The sequence below is a fragment of the Sphingomonas jejuensis genome (genome assembly GCF_011927695.1).
GTDB lineage: Bacteria > Pseudomonadota > Alphaproteobacteria > Sphingomonadales > Sphingomonadaceae > Sphingomonas_K > Sphingomonas_K jejuensis.
Genome location: NZ_JAATJE010000002.1, coordinates 52483 through 68287, shown reverse-complemented (window position 1 = coordinate 68287; position 15805 = coordinate 52483). Strand labels below are relative to the sequence as shown.

Annotated in this window: 15 protein-coding genes; all 15 read left to right on the top strand. The window is 68.9% G+C overall.

Annotated elements, in window-relative coordinates; translation table 11 throughout:
- The first annotated feature begins 19 nt into the window (after positions 1-19).
- The 15 genes from GGR88_RS09745 to GGR88_RS09675 all read left to right on the top strand — a co-directional run bounded on the left by GGR88_RS09745 (position 20) and on the right by GGR88_RS09675 (position 15770).
- Positions 20-604, top strand: coding sequence for an ATP-dependent Clp protease proteolytic subunit (locus GGR88_RS09745; RefSeq protein ID WP_167954534.1), 585 nt, complete (start codon positions 20-22; stop codon positions 602-604).
- 56 nt (positions 605-660) lie between these two features.
- Complete coding sequence (zapE, locus tag GGR88_RS09740; protein ID WP_167954533.1) at positions 661-1764, top strand: cell division protein ZapE; 1104 nt, start codon at positions 661-663, stop codon at positions 1762-1764.
- Positions 1765-1907: 143 nt separating this feature from the next.
- Complete coding sequence (gene mdh, locus GGR88_RS09735) at positions 1908-2870, top strand: malate dehydrogenase (RefSeq protein WP_167954532.1); 963 nt, start codon at positions 1908-1910, stop codon at positions 2868-2870.
- The gene (locus GGR88_RS09730; RefSeq protein ID WP_167954531.1) at positions 2867-3373 is read left to right on the top strand and encodes a hypothetical protein; all 507 of its coding nucleotides are present in this window, start codon (positions 2867-2869) and stop codon (positions 3371-3373) included. Before mdh ends, GGR88_RS09730 begins: the two co-directional genes overlap by 4 nt.
- Positions 3370-3867 carry a hypothetical protein gene (locus GGR88_RS09725; protein WP_167954530.1) on the top strand — a complete coding sequence of 166 codons (498 nt, stop codon included), beginning with the start codon at positions 3370-3372 and terminating at the stop codon, positions 3865-3867. The genes GGR88_RS09730 and GGR88_RS09725 overlap by 4 nt, the downstream gene beginning before the upstream one ends.
- Positions 3868-4752 carry a succinate--CoA ligase subunit alpha gene (gene sucD / locus GGR88_RS09720; RefSeq protein WP_167954529.1) on the top strand — a complete coding sequence of 295 codons (885 nt, stop codon included), beginning with the start codon at positions 3868-3870 and terminating at the stop codon, positions 4750-4752.
- A 42-nt stretch (positions 4753-4794) separates the two neighbouring features.
- Complete coding sequence (locus GGR88_RS09715; protein ID WP_167954528.1) at positions 4795-7752, top strand: 2-oxoglutarate dehydrogenase E1 component; 2958 nt, start codon at positions 4795-4797, stop codon at positions 7750-7752.
- A 42-nt stretch (positions 7753-7794) separates the two neighbouring features.
- On the top strand, positions 7795-9060 hold the full coding sequence (gene odhB / locus GGR88_RS09710; RefSeq protein ID WP_167954527.1) for a 2-oxoglutarate dehydrogenase complex dihydrolipoyllysine-residue succinyltransferase: 1266 nt from the start codon (positions 7795-7797) through the stop codon (positions 9058-9060).
- Positions 9061-9102: 42 nt separating this feature from the next.
- The gene (locus GGR88_RS09705; protein WP_167954526.1) at positions 9103-9393 is read left to right on the top strand and encodes a GIY-YIG nuclease family protein; all 291 of its coding nucleotides are present in this window, start codon (positions 9103-9105) and stop codon (positions 9391-9393) included.
- Between the two features lie 47 nt (positions 9394-9440).
- Positions 9441-10844, top strand: coding sequence for a dihydrolipoyl dehydrogenase (gene lpdA, locus GGR88_RS09700; protein ID WP_167954525.1), 1404 nt, complete (start codon positions 9441-9443; stop codon positions 10842-10844).
- 16 nt (positions 10845-10860) lie between these two features.
- Positions 10861-11535 (top strand): PepSY domain-containing protein, encoded by a 675-nt coding sequence (locus tag GGR88_RS09695; RefSeq protein ID WP_167954524.1) that lies wholly within the window; start codon positions 10861-10863, stop codon positions 11533-11535.
- Positions 11536-11604: 69 nt separating this feature from the next.
- Positions 11605-11976: a hypothetical protein gene (locus tag GGR88_RS09690; RefSeq protein WP_167954523.1), complete on the top strand. Its 372-nt coding sequence runs from the start codon at positions 11605-11607 to the stop codon at positions 11974-11976.
- Positions 11977-11981: 5 nt separating this feature from the next.
- The gene (locus GGR88_RS15610; protein ID WP_167954522.1) at positions 11982-12371 is read left to right on the top strand and encodes a TonB family protein; all 390 of its coding nucleotides are present in this window, start codon (positions 11982-11984) and stop codon (positions 12369-12371) included.
- A 130-nt stretch (positions 12372-12501) separates the two neighbouring features.
- Complete coding sequence (locus tag GGR88_RS09680) at positions 12502-14577, top strand: alpha-ketoacid dehydrogenase subunit alpha/beta (protein ID WP_167954521.1); 2076 nt, start codon at positions 12502-12504, stop codon at positions 14575-14577.
- Positions 14578-14579: 2 nt separating this feature from the next.
- Positions 14580-15770, top strand: a complete 1191-nt coding sequence (locus tag GGR88_RS09675; protein ID WP_245196785.1) for a dihydrolipoamide acetyltransferase family protein — start codon at positions 14580-14582, stop codon at positions 15768-15770.
- Positions 15771-15805 lie beyond the last annotated feature (35 nt).

The following is a 15805-nucleotide window of genomic DNA, read 5'->3' as shown; positions in this document are numbered from 1 at the left end:
CGCGACCTGTTTGGCGCGCATGCCCGATGATCAGACCCGCGCCGCCAAGGCGACCAAATACCCGCTGCTGGCTGCGCCGCACGTCCAGCTTCATGGCACCGTCGACGATGTCATGTACCGATCCTTCAAGGATCAGGTGCTTGCAGCACCCAAGGACGGCCCGCTGGTGGTGTCGATCACCACCCTGGGCGGCGATCCGGAGATGGCGCGGGCGATGGGTGACGCGATCCGCCTGATGCGCGACTATTATGGTCGGGAGACGCTGTTCCTCGGGAAGGTCGCCGTTTATTCGGCGGGTGCGACCTTCATGTCGGCGTTTCCGGTGGAGTGCCGCTTCCTGACGCGGCGCACGCGGTTGATGATCCACGAGCGGCTCATGAGTTCCACCGTCCAGCTGTCCGGTCCGCTGAACACGTTGCCGGCGGTGCTGAAGGCCAAGCTCAACGAGATCGAGCAGTCGATCATCATCCAGGAAGAAGGGTTCCGTGACCTGATCGCCGGCTCGCAGGTCAGCTTCGAGGAGCTGACGAGCCGCGCGCCGTCCAACTGGTACATCGAGGCCGAGGAGGCCGAGCGGCTGGGACTGGTGCTTGACGTGATCTGAGCTTTGGGCGAGCGAGGCGGCTTGCCCATGACCTTCTGCTCCCTCCCACCGCGCCGATGAGCGTGCGCGAACAGTATGACGTCCTTGTTGTCTCCGGCGAACTGAGGCCAGACGGCGACCAGGCCCGGGCGGCCGACCGGCTGGATGCGCTTGCGCGCGCGCTGGAGACGCCGCGGCCGGGCCGCCTCGCGCGGCTGCTGGGACGCGACCGGCCGCCGCCGCGCGGCGTCTACCTGTGGGGCGGTGTCGGGCGCGGCAAGTCGATGCTGATGGACCTGTTCTTCGAGCGGGTCGCGCTCGCCTCCAAACGGCGGGTGCATTTCCATGCCTTCATGCTGGAGGTGCACGAGCGCGTCCGGCAGGAGCGCGCGGAGGAGCGCGGCGACCCGATCCTGCCGGTCGCCGCCGCGATCGCGGCCGAAGCGCGGCTGCTCTGCTTCGACGAGATGGTGATCAACAATTCGGCCGACGCGATGATCCTGTCCCGGCTGTTCACCGCGATCCTCGCCGCCGGGACGACGGTGGTCGCCACGTCGAACCGGGCGCCGGCCGACCTCTACAAGGACGGCCTCAACCGGGAGCACTTCCTGCCCTTCATCGCGCTGCTGGAAGAACGGCTGGACGTGCTGCCGCTGAACGGGCCGGTGGATTACCGCATGGAGCGGCTGTCGGGCGTCGAGACCTGGCATGTGCCGAACGGGGCGGAGGCGACGGAGGCGCTGTCCCGCGCCTTTTTCGCGCTGACCGATTATCCGGTGGAGGACCGGGAGCATGTGCCGTCGTGCGAGCTTGCCGTGTCGCCCGGGCGCACGCTGTTCGTGCCAAAGGCGCTGAAAGGGGTCGCCGTGTTCTCGTTCAAGCGGCTGTGCGGCGAGGCGCGGGGGGCGGCCGATTATCTGGCGGTCGCGCGGACGTTCCACACGGTGATCCTGGTCGGCATCCCGCAGATGGGGCCGGACCAGCGCAACGAGGCGGCGCGCTTCGTGACGCTGATCGACGCGCTCTACGAGTATCGGGTGAAGCTGCTTGCCGCCGCCGATGTCGAGCCGGACGCGCTCTACCCGGCGGGGACGGGCGCGTTCGAGTTCGAGCGCACCGTGTCGCGCCTAACCGAGATGCAGTCGGAGGCCTATCTGTCGACCGGACACGGGGCGGACTGATGCTTGTTGCACATGGTTCGCATGTGCAAAGATTGTCCGACATGCGTGGTTGTTCTTCCGGTCCGGGCGGGGTAAGGCCGCGCGCATAGTTCCCGGACGCGCGTCCGGTGCATTGGCGCGCGTCCCGACGAGGAGAGACGCTCTTGGCGAGGAAGAAGATCGCGCTGATCGGCGCGGGCAACATCGGCGGCACGCTTGCGCATCTGGCGGCGCTGAAGGGCCTGGGCGACATCGTCCTGTTCGACGTGGTCGAGGGCGTTCCGCAGGGCAAGGCGCTCGATCTCAGCCAGTGCGGCCCCGTCGAGGGCTTCGACGCCAAGATCACCGGCTCCAACGACTATGCCGACATCGCGGGCGCGGACGTCATCATCGTCACCGCCGGTGTCGCCCGCAAGCCGGGCATGAGCCGCGACGACCTTCTGGGCATCAACCTGAAGGTCATGAAGGCGGTGGGCGAGGGCATCAAGGCCAACGCGCCGGACGCCTTCGTGATTTGCATCACCAACCCGCTCGATGCGATGGTGTGGGCGCTGCGCGAGTTTTCCGGCCTGCCGCACGAGAAGGTGGTCGGCATGGCCGGCGTGCTCGACAGCGCGCGGTTCAGCCACTTCCTGGCCGAGGAGTTCGGCACGTCGGTGAAGGACGTGAACAGCTTCGTGCTGGGCGGCCACGGCGACACGATGGTGCCGGTGCTGGAATATTCGACCGTCAGCGGCATCCCCGTCACCGACCTGATCGAGATGGGCTTTTCCACCAAGGAGCGCGTCGACGAGATCGTGAAGCGCACGCGCGGCGGCGGCGGCGAGATCGTCGCGCTGTTGAAGACCGGTTCCGCTTACTACGCGCCCGCCACCAGCGGCATCGCGATGGCCGAGGCCTATCTGTTCGACCAGAAGCGCATCCTGCCGGCGGCGGCGCACCTGTCCGGCCAATATGGCATCGACGACCTTTATGTCGGCGTGCCGGTGGTGATCGGCGCGGGCGGCGTGGAGAAGATCGTCGAGGTGAAGCTTGGCGACGAGGCCAAGGCCAACCTCCAGGTGTCGGTTGACGCGGTCAAGGAACTGCTGGTGGCGTGCCGCGCGATCGACGGATCGCTGGGGTGAGCATGCCTGTCATCGCCGCCGCGCTGGCGCTGGCGCCGGTTCAGGTCGCCGCCCAGCCGGCGGCGACGGTGCCGGTCGCGCCGGCCATGGTCGTCGACGGCATGCGCGCCTGCGCATCGGCGGTGTCGTCGTCCGGCGTCGACACCGCGCGGCTGCAGGCGGCCGGCTACGCGGCAGGCGCCCTCGGCAGCGACCAGGCGTCGGCCGACACGGGCATGAGCTTCTATGGCAAGGCAGGCTCTGCCGTGACCCTGGTCGTCATGCCGTCGCCGGTCGCGATGTGCGTGGCGATGGCCGAGACGCTGGGGGAGGATGGTCGCGAGCCGGTCCGCGCGGCGCTTGCCACCGTCTATGGCGAACCCGCCGACCACAACGGCAACAGCGTGTGGCGCGCCGGCGACCAGCAGATCGTGCTGACGGCGGGCGAGGCGGACGGTGGTCCCGCGCTCCGCGTCGCCGTGCTCAACGAGAACGCGGCCGTCCATATGGGAAGCAATCAATGACCCGCTTCATCCTGTCCGCCGGGCTTGCCACCGTCGCCGCCGTCGCGCCCGCAGCGGCGCAGCTGAGCGTGGCGGCGCCCGCCGACGTGCTGGCGGCGACCCGGTCGTGCATCGCGGCATCCGGCAACGGCGCCGTCGATGGCGCGCGGCTGGAGGCGGACGGCTGGCGCCGCGGCACCGCGTCGTCGGACGGGCAGGCGGTCGAGACGCCGCTCAGCTTCTACGGCCGCCCGAACGGCAACGTGGTGTTGATGACGGGACCGGGTGCCGCCGGGCAGCCGCAGGTCTGCCTGGTGACGGCGCGCGTGGCCGACGTGCGCGGGCGCGGCGCGGTGCAGGCCGCGCTGACCGGCGCGTTCGGCGATCCGATCCAGTCCGCGCCCGACGGCATCCTTTGGCGCGCGCCATCCCACATCGTGCAGCTTGCCGCCACCGGCAGCGACGCCCAGCCGGCTGTCCGCGTGGCGGTGGCCTTCGTCCGCGGAGTTAATTGAATGAGCATCCTGGTCGACAAGAACACCAAGGTCATCACGCAGGGAATGACCGGCGAGACCGGCACCTTCCACACGCAGCAGGCGCTGGCCTACGGCACGCAGATGGTCGGCGGCGTGACGCCGGGGAAGGGCGGCACCACCCATATCGACCTGCCCGTGTTCGACACCGTGTCCGAAGCCGTGGCCAAGACGGGTGCGACCGCATCCGTCATCTACGTGCCGCCGCCCTTTGCCGCCGATAGCATCCTGGAGGCGATCGATGCCGAGGTGCCGCTGATCGTGACGATCACCGAAGGCATCCCGGTGCTGGACATGGTGCGGGTAAAGCGCGCGCTGTCGGGATCGAAGTCTCGGCTGATCGGCCCCAACTGCCCGGGCGTGCTGACGCCGGGCGAGTGCAAGATCGGCATCATGCCGGGCTCCATCTTCTCCAAGGGATCGGTCGGCGTCGTCTCCCGCTCCGGCACGCTGACCTATGAGGCGGTGTTCCAGACGACCAACGCCGGCCTGGGCCAGACCACGGCGGTCGGCATCGGCGGCGATCCGGTCAACGGCACCAACTTCATCGACGTGCTGGAGTTGTTCCTGGCCGATGACGAGACCAAATCGATCATCATGATCGGCGAGATCGGCGGATCGGCGGAGGAAGAGGCCGCGCAGTTCCTGGCGGATGAGGCCAAGCGCGGGCGCAAGAAGCCGATGGTCGGCTTCATCGCCGGCCGCACGGCGCCTCCGGGTCGTCGCATGGGCCATGCCGGCGCGATCGTGTCCGGCGGGCAGGGCGGCGCCGAGGACAAGATCGCCGCGATGGAGGCCGCCGGCATCCGCGTGGCGGCAAGCCCCAGCGAGCTCGGCACGACGCTCGTCGAGGTTCTGAAGGGTTAATCGGAGACCTCGAACCGGAGGTCGAAGGCACAGGCGGACGCGATGGGCATCGAAGGCCAGGATTTCAGCGAGATGGAGGGCGTCAGCGCCTCCTATGTCGAGGCGCTCTACCGGCGCTGGTCGGAGGATGCGGCCAGCGTGGACGCCGGCTGGCAGCGTTATTTCGGCGGGCTGGAGGCGGCGGTCGCCGGCCCCAGCTGGCAGCGCAAGAACTGGCCGATCGCCGACACGGACGCGCTGACCGCGGCGCTGGACCCCACGCAGATGCAGGTGCCGCCGGCGCCGCCGAAGAAGGGTGCCGCGCCCGCGGCGCCCGCGCCGGCCCCGGTCGACAAGGACGCGGTCGCCCGCGCGGCCAACGACAGCATCCGCGCGATGATGCTGATCCGCACCTATCGCGTGCGCGGGCATCTGGCGGCCAATCTCGACCCGCTCGGCCTCGCCCAGCGCGAGACGCCGGCCGACCTCACGCCCGAATATCACGGTTTTTCCGGCGCTGACCTCGACCGCCCGATCTACCTCGGTGGCACGATGGGGCTGGAGACCGCCACCATCCGCGAGCTGGTGGAGATCCTGAAGGCCAATTACTGCGGGCCGGTCGGCCTCGAGTACATGCACATCGTCGACCTCGACGAGCGCCGCTTCCTGCAGGAGCGCATGGAAGGCCGCGGCAAGGCGATCGAGTTCACGCCGGAAGGCAAGCGCGCCATCCTGTCCAAGGTCGTGCAGGCCGAGGAATATGAGAAGTTCCTGGGCCGCAAATATGTCGGCACCAAGCGCTTCGGCCTCGACGGCGGCGAGTCCATGATCCCGGCGCTGGAAGCGGTCATCAAGCATGGTGGCCAGCAGGGCGTGCGCGAGATCGTCTATGGCATGGCGCATCGCGGCCGGCTGAACGTGCTCGCCAACGTGATGGCGAAGCCGTTCCGCGTGATCTTCCACGAATTCTCCGGCGGCTCCGCCAATCCGGAGGATGTCGGCGGATCGGGCGACGTGAAGTACCATCTCGGCACCTCAACCGACCGGGCGTTCGACGGGATCAGCGTCCACATGTCGCTGGTGCCGAACCCCAGCCACCTGGAAACCGTGGATCCGGTGGTGCTGGGCAAGGCGCGTTCCATCCAGGTGCTGCGCGACGATCTGGCCGACCACAACCAGGTGCTGCCGGTCCTGATCCACGGTGACGCGGCCTTTGCCGGGCAGGGCATCGTGTGGGAATGCTTCGGCTTTTCCGGCATCCGCGGGTACAACACCGGCGGCTGCATCCACTTCATCATCAACAACCAGGTCGGCTTCACCACCAGCCCGCAGTTCGCGCGCTCGTCCCCCTATCCGTCCGACGTGGCGAAGGGCGTCCAGGCGCCGATCCTGCACGTCAACGGCGACGATCCGGAGGCGGTGACCTTTGCCACCAAGATGGCGGTGGAGTTCCGGCAGACCTTCCACCGCGACGTCGTGATCGACATGTGGTGCTATCGCCGCTTCGGCCACAACGAAGGCGACGAGCCGAGCTTCACCCAGCCGCTGATGTACGCCGCCATCAAGACGCACCCGCCGGTCAGCACGCTTTATGCCGAGCGGCTGCAGGGCGAGGGCGTGATCGACGGCGCGTTCGCCGAGGGCGAGCGCAAGCAGTTCGTCGACCGGCTGGAAGAGGAATTCGAGGGCGCCAAGAGCTACAAGCCCAACCAGGCGGACTGGTTCGCCGGGCGCTGGTCGGGCCTCAGCCGACCGGCCGATCCGGAAAGCGCGCGGCGCAGCGTTGACACGGGCCTTGACCGCAAGCTGTTCGATGCGCTCGGCCGGACGCTCACCACCGTGCCGGAGGGGCTGACCATCCACCGCACGCTGGGCCGCGTGCTGGAGGCCAAGCGCGAGATGTTCGCGAGCGGCAAGGGCTTCGACTGGGCAACGGGCGAGGCGCTGGCGTTCGGCGGCCTGGTGTCCGAAGGCTATGGCGTGCGCCTGTCCGGGCAGGACAGCGGACGCGGCACGTTCAGCCAGCGGCACAGCGTCTGGGTCGACCAGACCGACGAGCGCAAGTTCGTGCCGCTGTCGACGCTGCCGCACGGCCGTTTCGAGGTGCTGGATTCGCCGCTGTCCGAATATGGCGTGCTCGGTTTCGAATACGGCTATGCCATGGCCGACCCGAAGACGCTGGTGCTGTGGGAAGCGCAGTTCGGCGACTTCGCCAACGGTGCGCAGATCGTCATCGACCAGTATATCGCCGCCGCCGAGGCCAAGTGGCTGCGCGCCAACGGCCTCGTGATGCTCTTGCCGCACGGCTATGAAGGGCAGGGGCCGGAGCATTCGTCCGCCCGGCTGGAGCGGTTCCTGCAGCTGTGCGCGGGCGACAACATCCAGGTCGCCAACGTCACCACGCCCGCCAATTATTTCCACATGCTGCGCCGGCAGATGCTGCGGCCGTTCCGCAAGCCCCTGATCGTGATGACGCCGAAGTCGCTGCTGCGCCACAAGATGGCGGTGTCGACGGCCGACGAGTTCCTGGGCGACACGCAGTTCCGACGGATCCTGTCCGACACCAACGCGCCTGCCGACGAGGCGGTGGAGCGGCTGGTGCTGTGTTCGGGCAAGGTCGCCTACGACCTGATCGAAGCGCGCGATGCGGCGGGCGACACCGGCACGACCATTGTCCGGATCGAGCAGCTCTACCCCTTCCCGGGCGAGCCGCTGGCCAAGCGCATTTCGCGCATGCCGAACCTGAAGGACGTGGTCTGGGCCCAGGAGGAGCCGAAGAACAACGGCGCCTGGTTCTTCGTGGAGCCGCTGATCGAGGAAGCGCTGGCGGCCGCCGGTGCGCCCGTGTCCCGCGCCCGCTATGCAGGCCGTGCGGCGGCCGCGTCGCCTGCCACCGGCCTGATGAAGCGTCACCAGGCCGAGCAGGGCGCGCTGATCGCCGATGCGCTCGGCCACAGCGTCCGCGACGAGATCCGCCGCAACCGCGAAAGCGACAAGAAGGCAGGCAAGGCCGCGAGCTGATGCGCCGCCGGCCCCACCCATTGCTCGAGGAAAGAGACTGACATGGCGACCGAAGTTCAGGTGCCCGCGCTGGGCGAGTCGATCACGGAAGCGACGGTCGGCGAATGGCTGAAGAAGCCGGGCGAGCCGGTGAAGGCCGACGAGCCGATCGTCAGCCTGGAGACCGACAAGGTCGCGGTCGAGGTGCCGTCCCCGTCCGACGGCGTGATGGGCGAGCAGCTGGTGGCGGTCGGCGACACGGTGCAGGTCGGCGCGGCGATCGCGACGATCGAGGCCGGTGGTGGCGGTGCCGCCGCAGCGAGCGCACCCGCGCCTACGCCGACGCCGGCTGCCGCACCGGCGTCCGCGCCGGCACCGTCCCAGGCGCCGGCACCTGCACCTGCGCCTTCCCCCGCGCCGAGCGTCGGCGAGGGTGAACTGCCCACCCTGTCGCCGTCGGTTCGCCGGCTGGTCCTGGAGCGCGGCATCGATCCGTCCACCATCCAGGGGACGGGCAAGGACGGTCGCCTGACGCGCGAGGACGTGATGAACGCGCCGGTGGCGAAGGCCGCGGCGGCATCGCCCGCGCCGTCGACGGCCGCGCCGGCCACTGCCGGTGGCGCCGGCGAGCGGCGCGAGGAGCGCGTCAAGATGACGCGCCTGCGCCAGACGGTCGCCCGGCGGCTGAAGGAGGCGCAGGACACCGCCGCGCTCCTCACCACCTTCAACGATGTCGACATGACCGCGGTCATGGAGGCGCGCGCCAAGTACAAGGACCTGTTTGAAAAGAAGCACGGCGTGCGCCTCGGCTTCATGGGCTTCTTCGTGAAGGCGGCGGTGCAGGCGCTGAAGGACATCCCGGGCGTCAACGCGCAGATCGACGGCGACGAGATCGTCTACCACGACTATGTCGACGTGTCGGTTGCGGTGTCCGCACCGAACGGCCTGGTCGTGCCCGTGATCCGCGACGCGCAGGACCTGTCGGTCGCCGGCATCGAGCGCACGATCGGCGACTTCGGCAAGCGCGCCAAGGACGGCACGCTGAAAATGGACGAGATGAAGGGCGGCACCTTCACCATTTCCAACGGCGGCGTGTTCGGATCGCTGATGTCGACGCCGATCATCAATCCGCCGCAGTCGGCCGTGCTCGGCCTCCACCGCATCGAGGAGCGGCCGGTGGTGCGCGACGGGCAGGTGGTGGTGCGGCCGATGATGTATCTGGCGCTGTCCTACGACCACCGCCTGATCGACGGGCGCGAGGCGGTGACCTTCCTGGTCGCCATCAAGAACGCGATCGAGGATCCGACGCGGCTGCTGATCGACCTGTAATCGCGCGTGCTCCTGCGAAGGCAGGAGCCCGGGGGGAGACAAGTGCAGAAGGCTGGCTTCGTTTATCTGATGGCGAGCGCTCCGAACGGAACGCTCTACGTCGGTGTGACGAGCAACCTGATCCTCCGGGCGCACCAGCATCGTGCTGGATCAATGGACGGGTTCACCAAGGAGCATGGCTGCACACTGCTCAACTGGTATGAGGCCCATGATGATCTTCAGTCGGCCCGTCTTCGCGAGCGGCAGATGAAGAAGTGGAAACGTGCGTGGAAGCTGCGCTTGATCGAGGGCGGCAATCCACAATGGCATGACCTATATCCAACGCTCTTCTGAGCGACCCTGGGCTCCTGCCTGCGCAGGAGCACTGAACGAGGTGAGACATGGCTGACGAGCAGAGCTACGATTTCGATGTCCTGGTGATCGGCGCGGGCCCCGGCGGCTATGTCGCCGCGATCCGGGCGGCGCAGAACGGGCTGAAGACCGCTTGCGTCGAAAGCCGCGAGACGCTGGGCGGCACCTGCCTCAACGTCGGCTGCATTCCGTCGAAGGCGCTGCTGCACGCGTCCGAGCTGTTCGAGGAGGCCGCATCGGGCGAGCTCGCCAAGTTCGGCGTGAAGCTGGAGGGCGCGTCGCTCGACCTTGGCGCGATGCACAACGAGAAGGCGACGGCGGTCAAGGAGCTGACCGGCGGCATCGCCATGCTGTTCAAGAAGAACAAGGTCGAATGGCTGAAGGGGCGCGCCGCCTTCACCGGCAAGGACACGGTCGACGTGGATGGCCGCAGCGTGCGCGCGAAGAACATCGTGATCGCCACTGGATCGTCCGTCACGCCGCTGCCCGGCGTCACGGTCGACCAGCAGGTGGTGGTCGATTCCACCGGCGCCCTGTCGCTCCCCAAGGTGCCGGAGCACCTGGTGGTGATCGGCGGCGGCGTGATCGGGCTGGAGCTCGGCTCCGTGTGGCGCCGCCTGGGCGCCAAGGTGACGGTGGTCGAGTTCGTCGACCAGATCCTGCCGGGCTTCGACGCCGAGGTCCGCAAGGAAGCGACCAAGATATTCAAGAAGCAGGGCTTCGAGCTCAAGGTGTCCACCAAGGTGACGGGCGTCGCGGTTGACGGCGGACGCGCGACCGTGACGGTCGAGCCGGCGGCGGGCGGCGCGGCCGAGACGCTGGCGGCGGATGCCGTGCTGGTGTCGATCGGGCGGCGGCCGAACACGGAGGGCCTGAACCTGGAGGCCGCCGGCCTGTCGGTGAACGGCCGCGGGCAGATCGAGGTCGGCCACGAGTTCGAGACGGCGGTGGACGGCATCTGGGCGATCGGCGACGTGACGCCGGGCCTGATGCTTGCGCACCGCGCCGAGGACGAGGGCATCGCGGTGGCCGACAACATCGCCGGGCTGACCGGCATCGTGAACCACGACATCATCCCGTCGGTGGTCTACACCCACCCCGAGATCGCCGGCGTCGGCCTGACCGAGGAGCAGGCGAAGGAAAAGGGCGAGATCAAGGTCGGCAAGTTCCCGTTTGCGGGCAACAGCCGCGCCAAGACCAACCGCGACACGACCGGCTTTGTGAAGGTGATCGCCGATGCCGCGACCGACCGGGTGGTCGGCGTGCACATCATCTCCTCGCTCGCGGGCACGCTGATCGCGCAGGCCGCGCAGGCGATGGAGTTCGGCGCGACCAGCGAGGACATCGCGCTGACCTGCCACGCGCACCCGACGCATTCGGAGGCGCTGAAGGAAGCCGCGATGGCGGTGACCGGCAAGGCGATCCACATCTGATCGGGCAGCGCCGCCGGTGAGCGTCCGCGGGACGCTCGGCCGGATCCACCTCTGGCTCGGCTGGATCGTGGGCGTGCCGCTGCTGCTGTGGACCGCGACCGGCCTGTTCATGGTCGCGCGGCCGATCGAGGAGGTGCGCGGCACGGCGCTGCGCCGCGATCCGCCGCCGTTCGTGACGGGCGCGGCGGTGGTGCCGGCGGCCGGACCGCTGCGGGCCCTGCAGGTGGAGGTCGGCCCGGCCGGACCCTATTGGGTGGCGACCCGCGCGGACGGCAGCGTGGCGCGCGCCCGGATGGAGGACGGCAGCCTGCTGCCGCCAGTCTCCGCGCAGGAGGCGCGGGTGATCGCCGCCGCCCGCTACGTTCCCGCATCGCCCATCGTCAGGGTGCTGCGCCACGCCGCGGAGGATGCGCCCATCGATCTCCGCCAGCCGCGGCCATCATGGCAGGTGCGGTTCGAGGACGGCACCAACCTGTATGTCGATGCGGACAGCGGACGCGTGCTGGCGCTGCGGACGCGGCAATGGCGCTGGTTCGACCTGATGTGGGGCCTGCACATCATGGATGTGCAAAGCCGCGAGGACACCAGCCATCCGATCCTGATCGGCTTTGCGGCCGTGTCACTGGTCGGCGTGCTGATCGGCATCATCCTTATGCCCATGGCCGCCCGCCGGAAGCGTCAGGGCCGCTGAGGCGGGAGCGGCGGGCCGACTTGCGACAACGCTGATCCCATGCTTTCCTGAAGGCGGGGGGATTGATCGATGTCGATGGTGTTGGCGGGACTGCTCTTGTTCGGCGCGGCCGCAGAGCCGCCGCCTTCGCCGCCGGTGTGGCAGGTCGATCATGGCGAGAATTTCTGTTCCGTGATCCATCGTCCGCGTGCGGATCCCGGTCAGACGATTGTTTATCGCCTCGTGCCGCTCAGCAGTACGGCCGACCTTTTGTACAGCCGAGTCAACGGAGACAAAGGCGTTGAGCCGCCGCAGACCGTTCGCGTACTGATTGAGGGTGCTACCGCCGACACTGTCGGGGACCGGCAGCAAATTCCGTTCCAGCCGAACCCGGTCTTTCGTTCACGGGCATTCGCCTTGCCAGAAGTGATGTCGACCGCGCGCTCGCCGGAAGCCGGCTGAGCCTGGTGTCACGCGACGTTTCCGTTCTGTCCGTTGATCCGCCCCGAGGAGTCCGCCTTCGCGCGGCGGTGGAGACATGCGAGGAACGATTAGTTGCCTCCTGGGGCTTCGACCCGGCGCTTCCCCCAGCAGTACCGATCAACCCGGAACGCTTTCTTAGTTTCACCAACTATCCGATGCGTGCGTTGCGGGCCGGGCGTGGCGGCGCGACGCAGTTCCTCGCGACGGTGGAGCCCGCTGGAACGGTTTCGTCCTGTCGTCTTCTCGTCGGAAGCGGGGATGCTCAACTTGATGAAACAACCTGCAGCGTGATGCAGAGACGCGCACGCTTCGAGCCGTTTGAAGGTGCGCGTCGCCCTTATGTCGGGACGGTGGTCTGGATGATCGGCGACTGACAAGACGCCTGCGTCGGGTCGAGTCGATCGGCTCTATATGCCACGGGCGACTATCCCCATGTCCGCGACATTGCGCGCAGCACGCTTCCCATCCTAAAGCCGACCGGACGGTCGACGATAAGGATGCTTCATGGCGGCCACTGCCTCCACCCAGTTGCGGAATGCGCCGGACGAGCGGCACGACTGGCGGCGGATCGCCGAGACCGTGCTGCTGTCGCGTGCGCTCGACCGCATGGAGGAGGAGCGGCTCGTCCCCGAGCGCAAGGTGCTCTACCAGTTCTCCGCGCGGGGGCATGACATGGCGCAGGCGATGCTGGGCCTGCGGCTCGACCGGCCGACCGATGCGGCGTGCGGCTATTACCGGTCGCGCCCGCTGCTGCTGGCGCTGGGCGTGCCGGTGGCGGATGCGCTCGGCTCCGCGATGGGGCGCGCGGGCGGCTATTCGGACGGACGCGACATCGGCGTGGTGTTCAACTACCCCAATCCCGACGGCGCCTCCGCGCTGCCGATGTGCGGCGGCGTCGGCGCGCAGTACACGCCGACCGCGGGCTGGGCGCAGGCGATCACCTATCATCGCGATGTGCTGCGCGATGGCCGCTTCGACGGATCGATCGCGGTGGTGCTGGGCGGTGACGGATCGGTCGCGTCCAACGGTTTCTGGGCGGCGCTGACGATCGCCACCACGCAAGGCCTGCCGATGCTGTTCTACATCGAGGACAATGGCTTCGGCATCTCGGTGCCGTCGACCTTCCAGACGCCGGGCGGCGACATCGCCGCCAATCTGGGTGCCTGGAAGGGACTGGAGATCATGTCCGGCGACGGCACCGATCCGGCGGAGGCGGCGCGGCTGGTGGAGCGCGCGACCGACCATGTGCGGGCGGGCCGTGGCCCGGCACTGCTGCGCCTGACGGTGCCGCGGCTGCAGGGCCACAGCTTTCAGGACACGCAGACCTACAAGGACGCGAGCGTCGTCGCGGCCGAGCGCGCGCGTGACCCGCTGCCGCGCCTGCGCGCGCATCTCGTTCCGGCGCTGCTGTCTGAGGACGACTGGGCGGCGATGGAGCGGGCCGCGGACGAGAAGGCGGAGGCCGCGCGCGAGGCGGCGGAGGCCCGTGCCGTGGCCGATCCGGAGACCGTTGTCCGCCACGTCTTCTTCGAAGGCGAGATGCAGCGGGAGGGCGGCCGCGCCGGGGTGGAAGCGACGCTGCCGGCGGGGACGCCCGATGCGCACCCGGACGGGCAGCGCATCAACATGGTCACCGCCATCCGCCGCACGCTGGATGGCGAGATGGCGATCAACGACCGGGTCGTGCTGTTCGGCGAGGATATCGGGCCCAAGGGCGGCGTCCATGCGGTGACGCTGGGCCTGCAGGAGAAATACGGCACGGCGCGGGTGTTCGACACGTCGCTGTCCGAAGAAGGGATCGTCGGGCGCGCGGTAGGCATGGCGCTGGCCGGGCTGATGCCGGTGCCCGAGATCCAGTTCCGCAAATATGCCGAGCCCGCGACCGAGCAGATCAACGATTGCGGCACCATGCGCTGGCGCACCAACAACCGCTTTGCAGCGCCGATGGTGCTGCGCGTGCCCGGCGGATACTTCAAGTGCGGCGATCCCTGGCACAGCCAGACCAACGAGGTCGCCTTTGTCCACAACCCCGGCTGGCAGGTGGCGGTGCCGTCCAATGCGGAGGACGCCGCCGGGCTGCTGCGCACGGCGCTTCGCGGCAACGATCCGGTGATCTTCTTCGAGCATCGCGCGATGCTGGACCACAGCTGGGCACGGCGGCCGTGGCCGGGCGACGATTATGTGGTGCCGTTCGGCAAGGCGACGCTGACGCGCACAGGCGACGACATCACGATCGTGACCTGGGGCGCGATGGTGCACCGCTGCGAGGAGGCGGCGGAGCGGCGCGGCGCCGACGTCATCGACCTGCGCACGCTGATGCCGTGGGACCGCGACGCGGTGCTGACGTCCGTTCGCCGCACGCGCCGCTGCCTGATCGTCCATGAGGATTTGCGCACCGCCGGCTTCGGCGCGGAAATCGCGGCGGTGGTAGCGGACGAGGCGTTCCTGGATCTCGACGCGCCCGTCGCGCGGCTGACGATGCCGGACATCCCGAGCCCCCACAATCCGGTGCTGATGGAATGGGCGCTGCCGTCGGTCGACGCGATCCGCGCCAAGATCGACGAACTGGTGGCGTTCTGAGCATGACCGACATCCTGGTTCCCGCCGAGCAGGAAGGCACGCAGGCGGTGGTGCGCGGCTGGTTGAAGCAGCCGGGCGACAGCGTCGCGCTCAACGATCCGCTGGTGGAGCTCGAAACCGACAAGGTGACGATGGAGGTGCCGGCACCCGCCGCGGGCGTGCTGGCGGAAATCCTGCTGCAATCGGGTGCGGAAGCCGCGCCGGGCGCGCTGCTCGGCCGGCTGCGCGACGAGGCCGGGGCTGATGCCGCCGCGCCGGTCGCGATGGAGGCGGAGAGCGGTCTTGCCGCGACGGACAGCGACGTGCCCGCGCCACCGACCGTCGCCACGGACAGCGTCGAGCGCCGCCTGTCGCCGTCCGTTCGCCGCGCGGTGCGGCAGCACGGCATCGACCCTGCGACGATCAGCGGCAGCGGCCGATCCGGGCGGGTGACCCCCGCCGATGTCGATCGCGCGGTTGCGGCCCGCGGCCCGGCAGGCGCGGAGGACGGCGTGGGCAGCCGCAGCGTGCCGCACGACAGGATGCGCCGCGCGATCGCGGAGAACATGCTGAACTCGGTCACCGTGGCCCCGCATGTCACGGCCGTGTTCGAGGCGGATTTCTCCGCAATCATCGCGCACCGGGCGCGGCACAAGGATCGCTTCGCCGCCGCCGGGACGCCGCTGACCTTTACCGCCTACATGCTGGCCGCCGCGGCGCGGGCGATGGCGGTGGCGCCGGCGATCAACGGGCGCTGGCATGCCGACCGGACAGAGATCTTCGCCGACGTGAACATCGGCGTCGGCACGGCGCTCGGCGACAAGGGGCTGGTGGTGCCGGTTGTCGAGCGGGTGGGGCAGCTGTCGCTGGAAGGGATCGCGGCGCGGCTCGCCGATCTGACCGGACGCGCGCGCGACGGCCGGATGACGCCTGCCGACCTGAAGGGCGGCACCTTTGCCGTCTCCAACCACGGCGTGTCGGGGTCGCTGTTCGCATCGCCGATCATCATCCAGCAGCCGCAGTCCGCGATCCTGGGCGTCGGCAAGCTTGAAAAGCGCGTGGTGGTGCGCGAGGTGGCGGGGCAGGACGCGATCCTGATCCGGCCGATGGCCTATGTCTCGCTGACCATCGACCACCGCGTGGTCGACGGGCACCAGACCAATGCCTGGCTGACCCGCTTCGTCGAGCTGATCGAGGGCTGGCCGGCGGATTAGCGGTCCGCAGTGCTCCTGCCTGCGCAGAAGCACGA

Coding starts and splice junctions, on each gene's coding strand:
- GGR88_RS09745 (WP_167954534.1), top strand. CDS start 20: ATGCCCGATGATCAGACCCGCGCCGCCAAGGCGACCAAATACCCGCTG.
- zapE (WP_167954533.1), top strand. CDS start 661: ATGAGCGTGCGCGAACAGTATGACGTCCTTGTTGTCTCCGGCGAACTG.
- GGR88_RS09725 (WP_167954530.1), top strand. CDS start 3,370: ATGACCCGCTTCATCCTGTCCGCCGGGCTTGCCACCGTCGCCGCCGTC.
- sucD (WP_167954529.1), top strand. CDS start 3,868: ATGAGCATCCTGGTCGACAAGAACACCAAGGTCATCACGCAGGGAATG.
- GGR88_RS09715 (WP_167954528.1), top strand. CDS start 4,795: ATGGGCATCGAAGGCCAGGATTTCAGCGAGATGGAGGGCGTCAGCGCC.
- odhB (WP_167954527.1), top strand. CDS start 7,795: ATGGCGACCGAAGTTCAGGTGCCCGCGCTGGGCGAGTCGATCACGGAA.
- lpdA (WP_167954525.1), top strand. CDS start 9,441: ATGGCTGACGAGCAGAGCTACGATTTCGATGTCCTGGTGATCGGCGCG.
- GGR88_RS09690 (WP_167954523.1), top strand. CDS start 11,605: ATGTCGATGGTGTTGGCGGGACTGCTCTTGTTCGGCGCGGCCGCAGAG.
- GGR88_RS09680 (WP_167954521.1), top strand. CDS start 12,502: ATGGCGGCCACTGCCTCCACCCAGTTGCGGAATGCGCCGGACGAGCGG.
- GGR88_RS09675 (WP_245196785.1), top strand. CDS start 14,580: ATGACCGACATCCTGGTTCCCGCCGAGCAGGAAGGCACGCAGGCGGTG.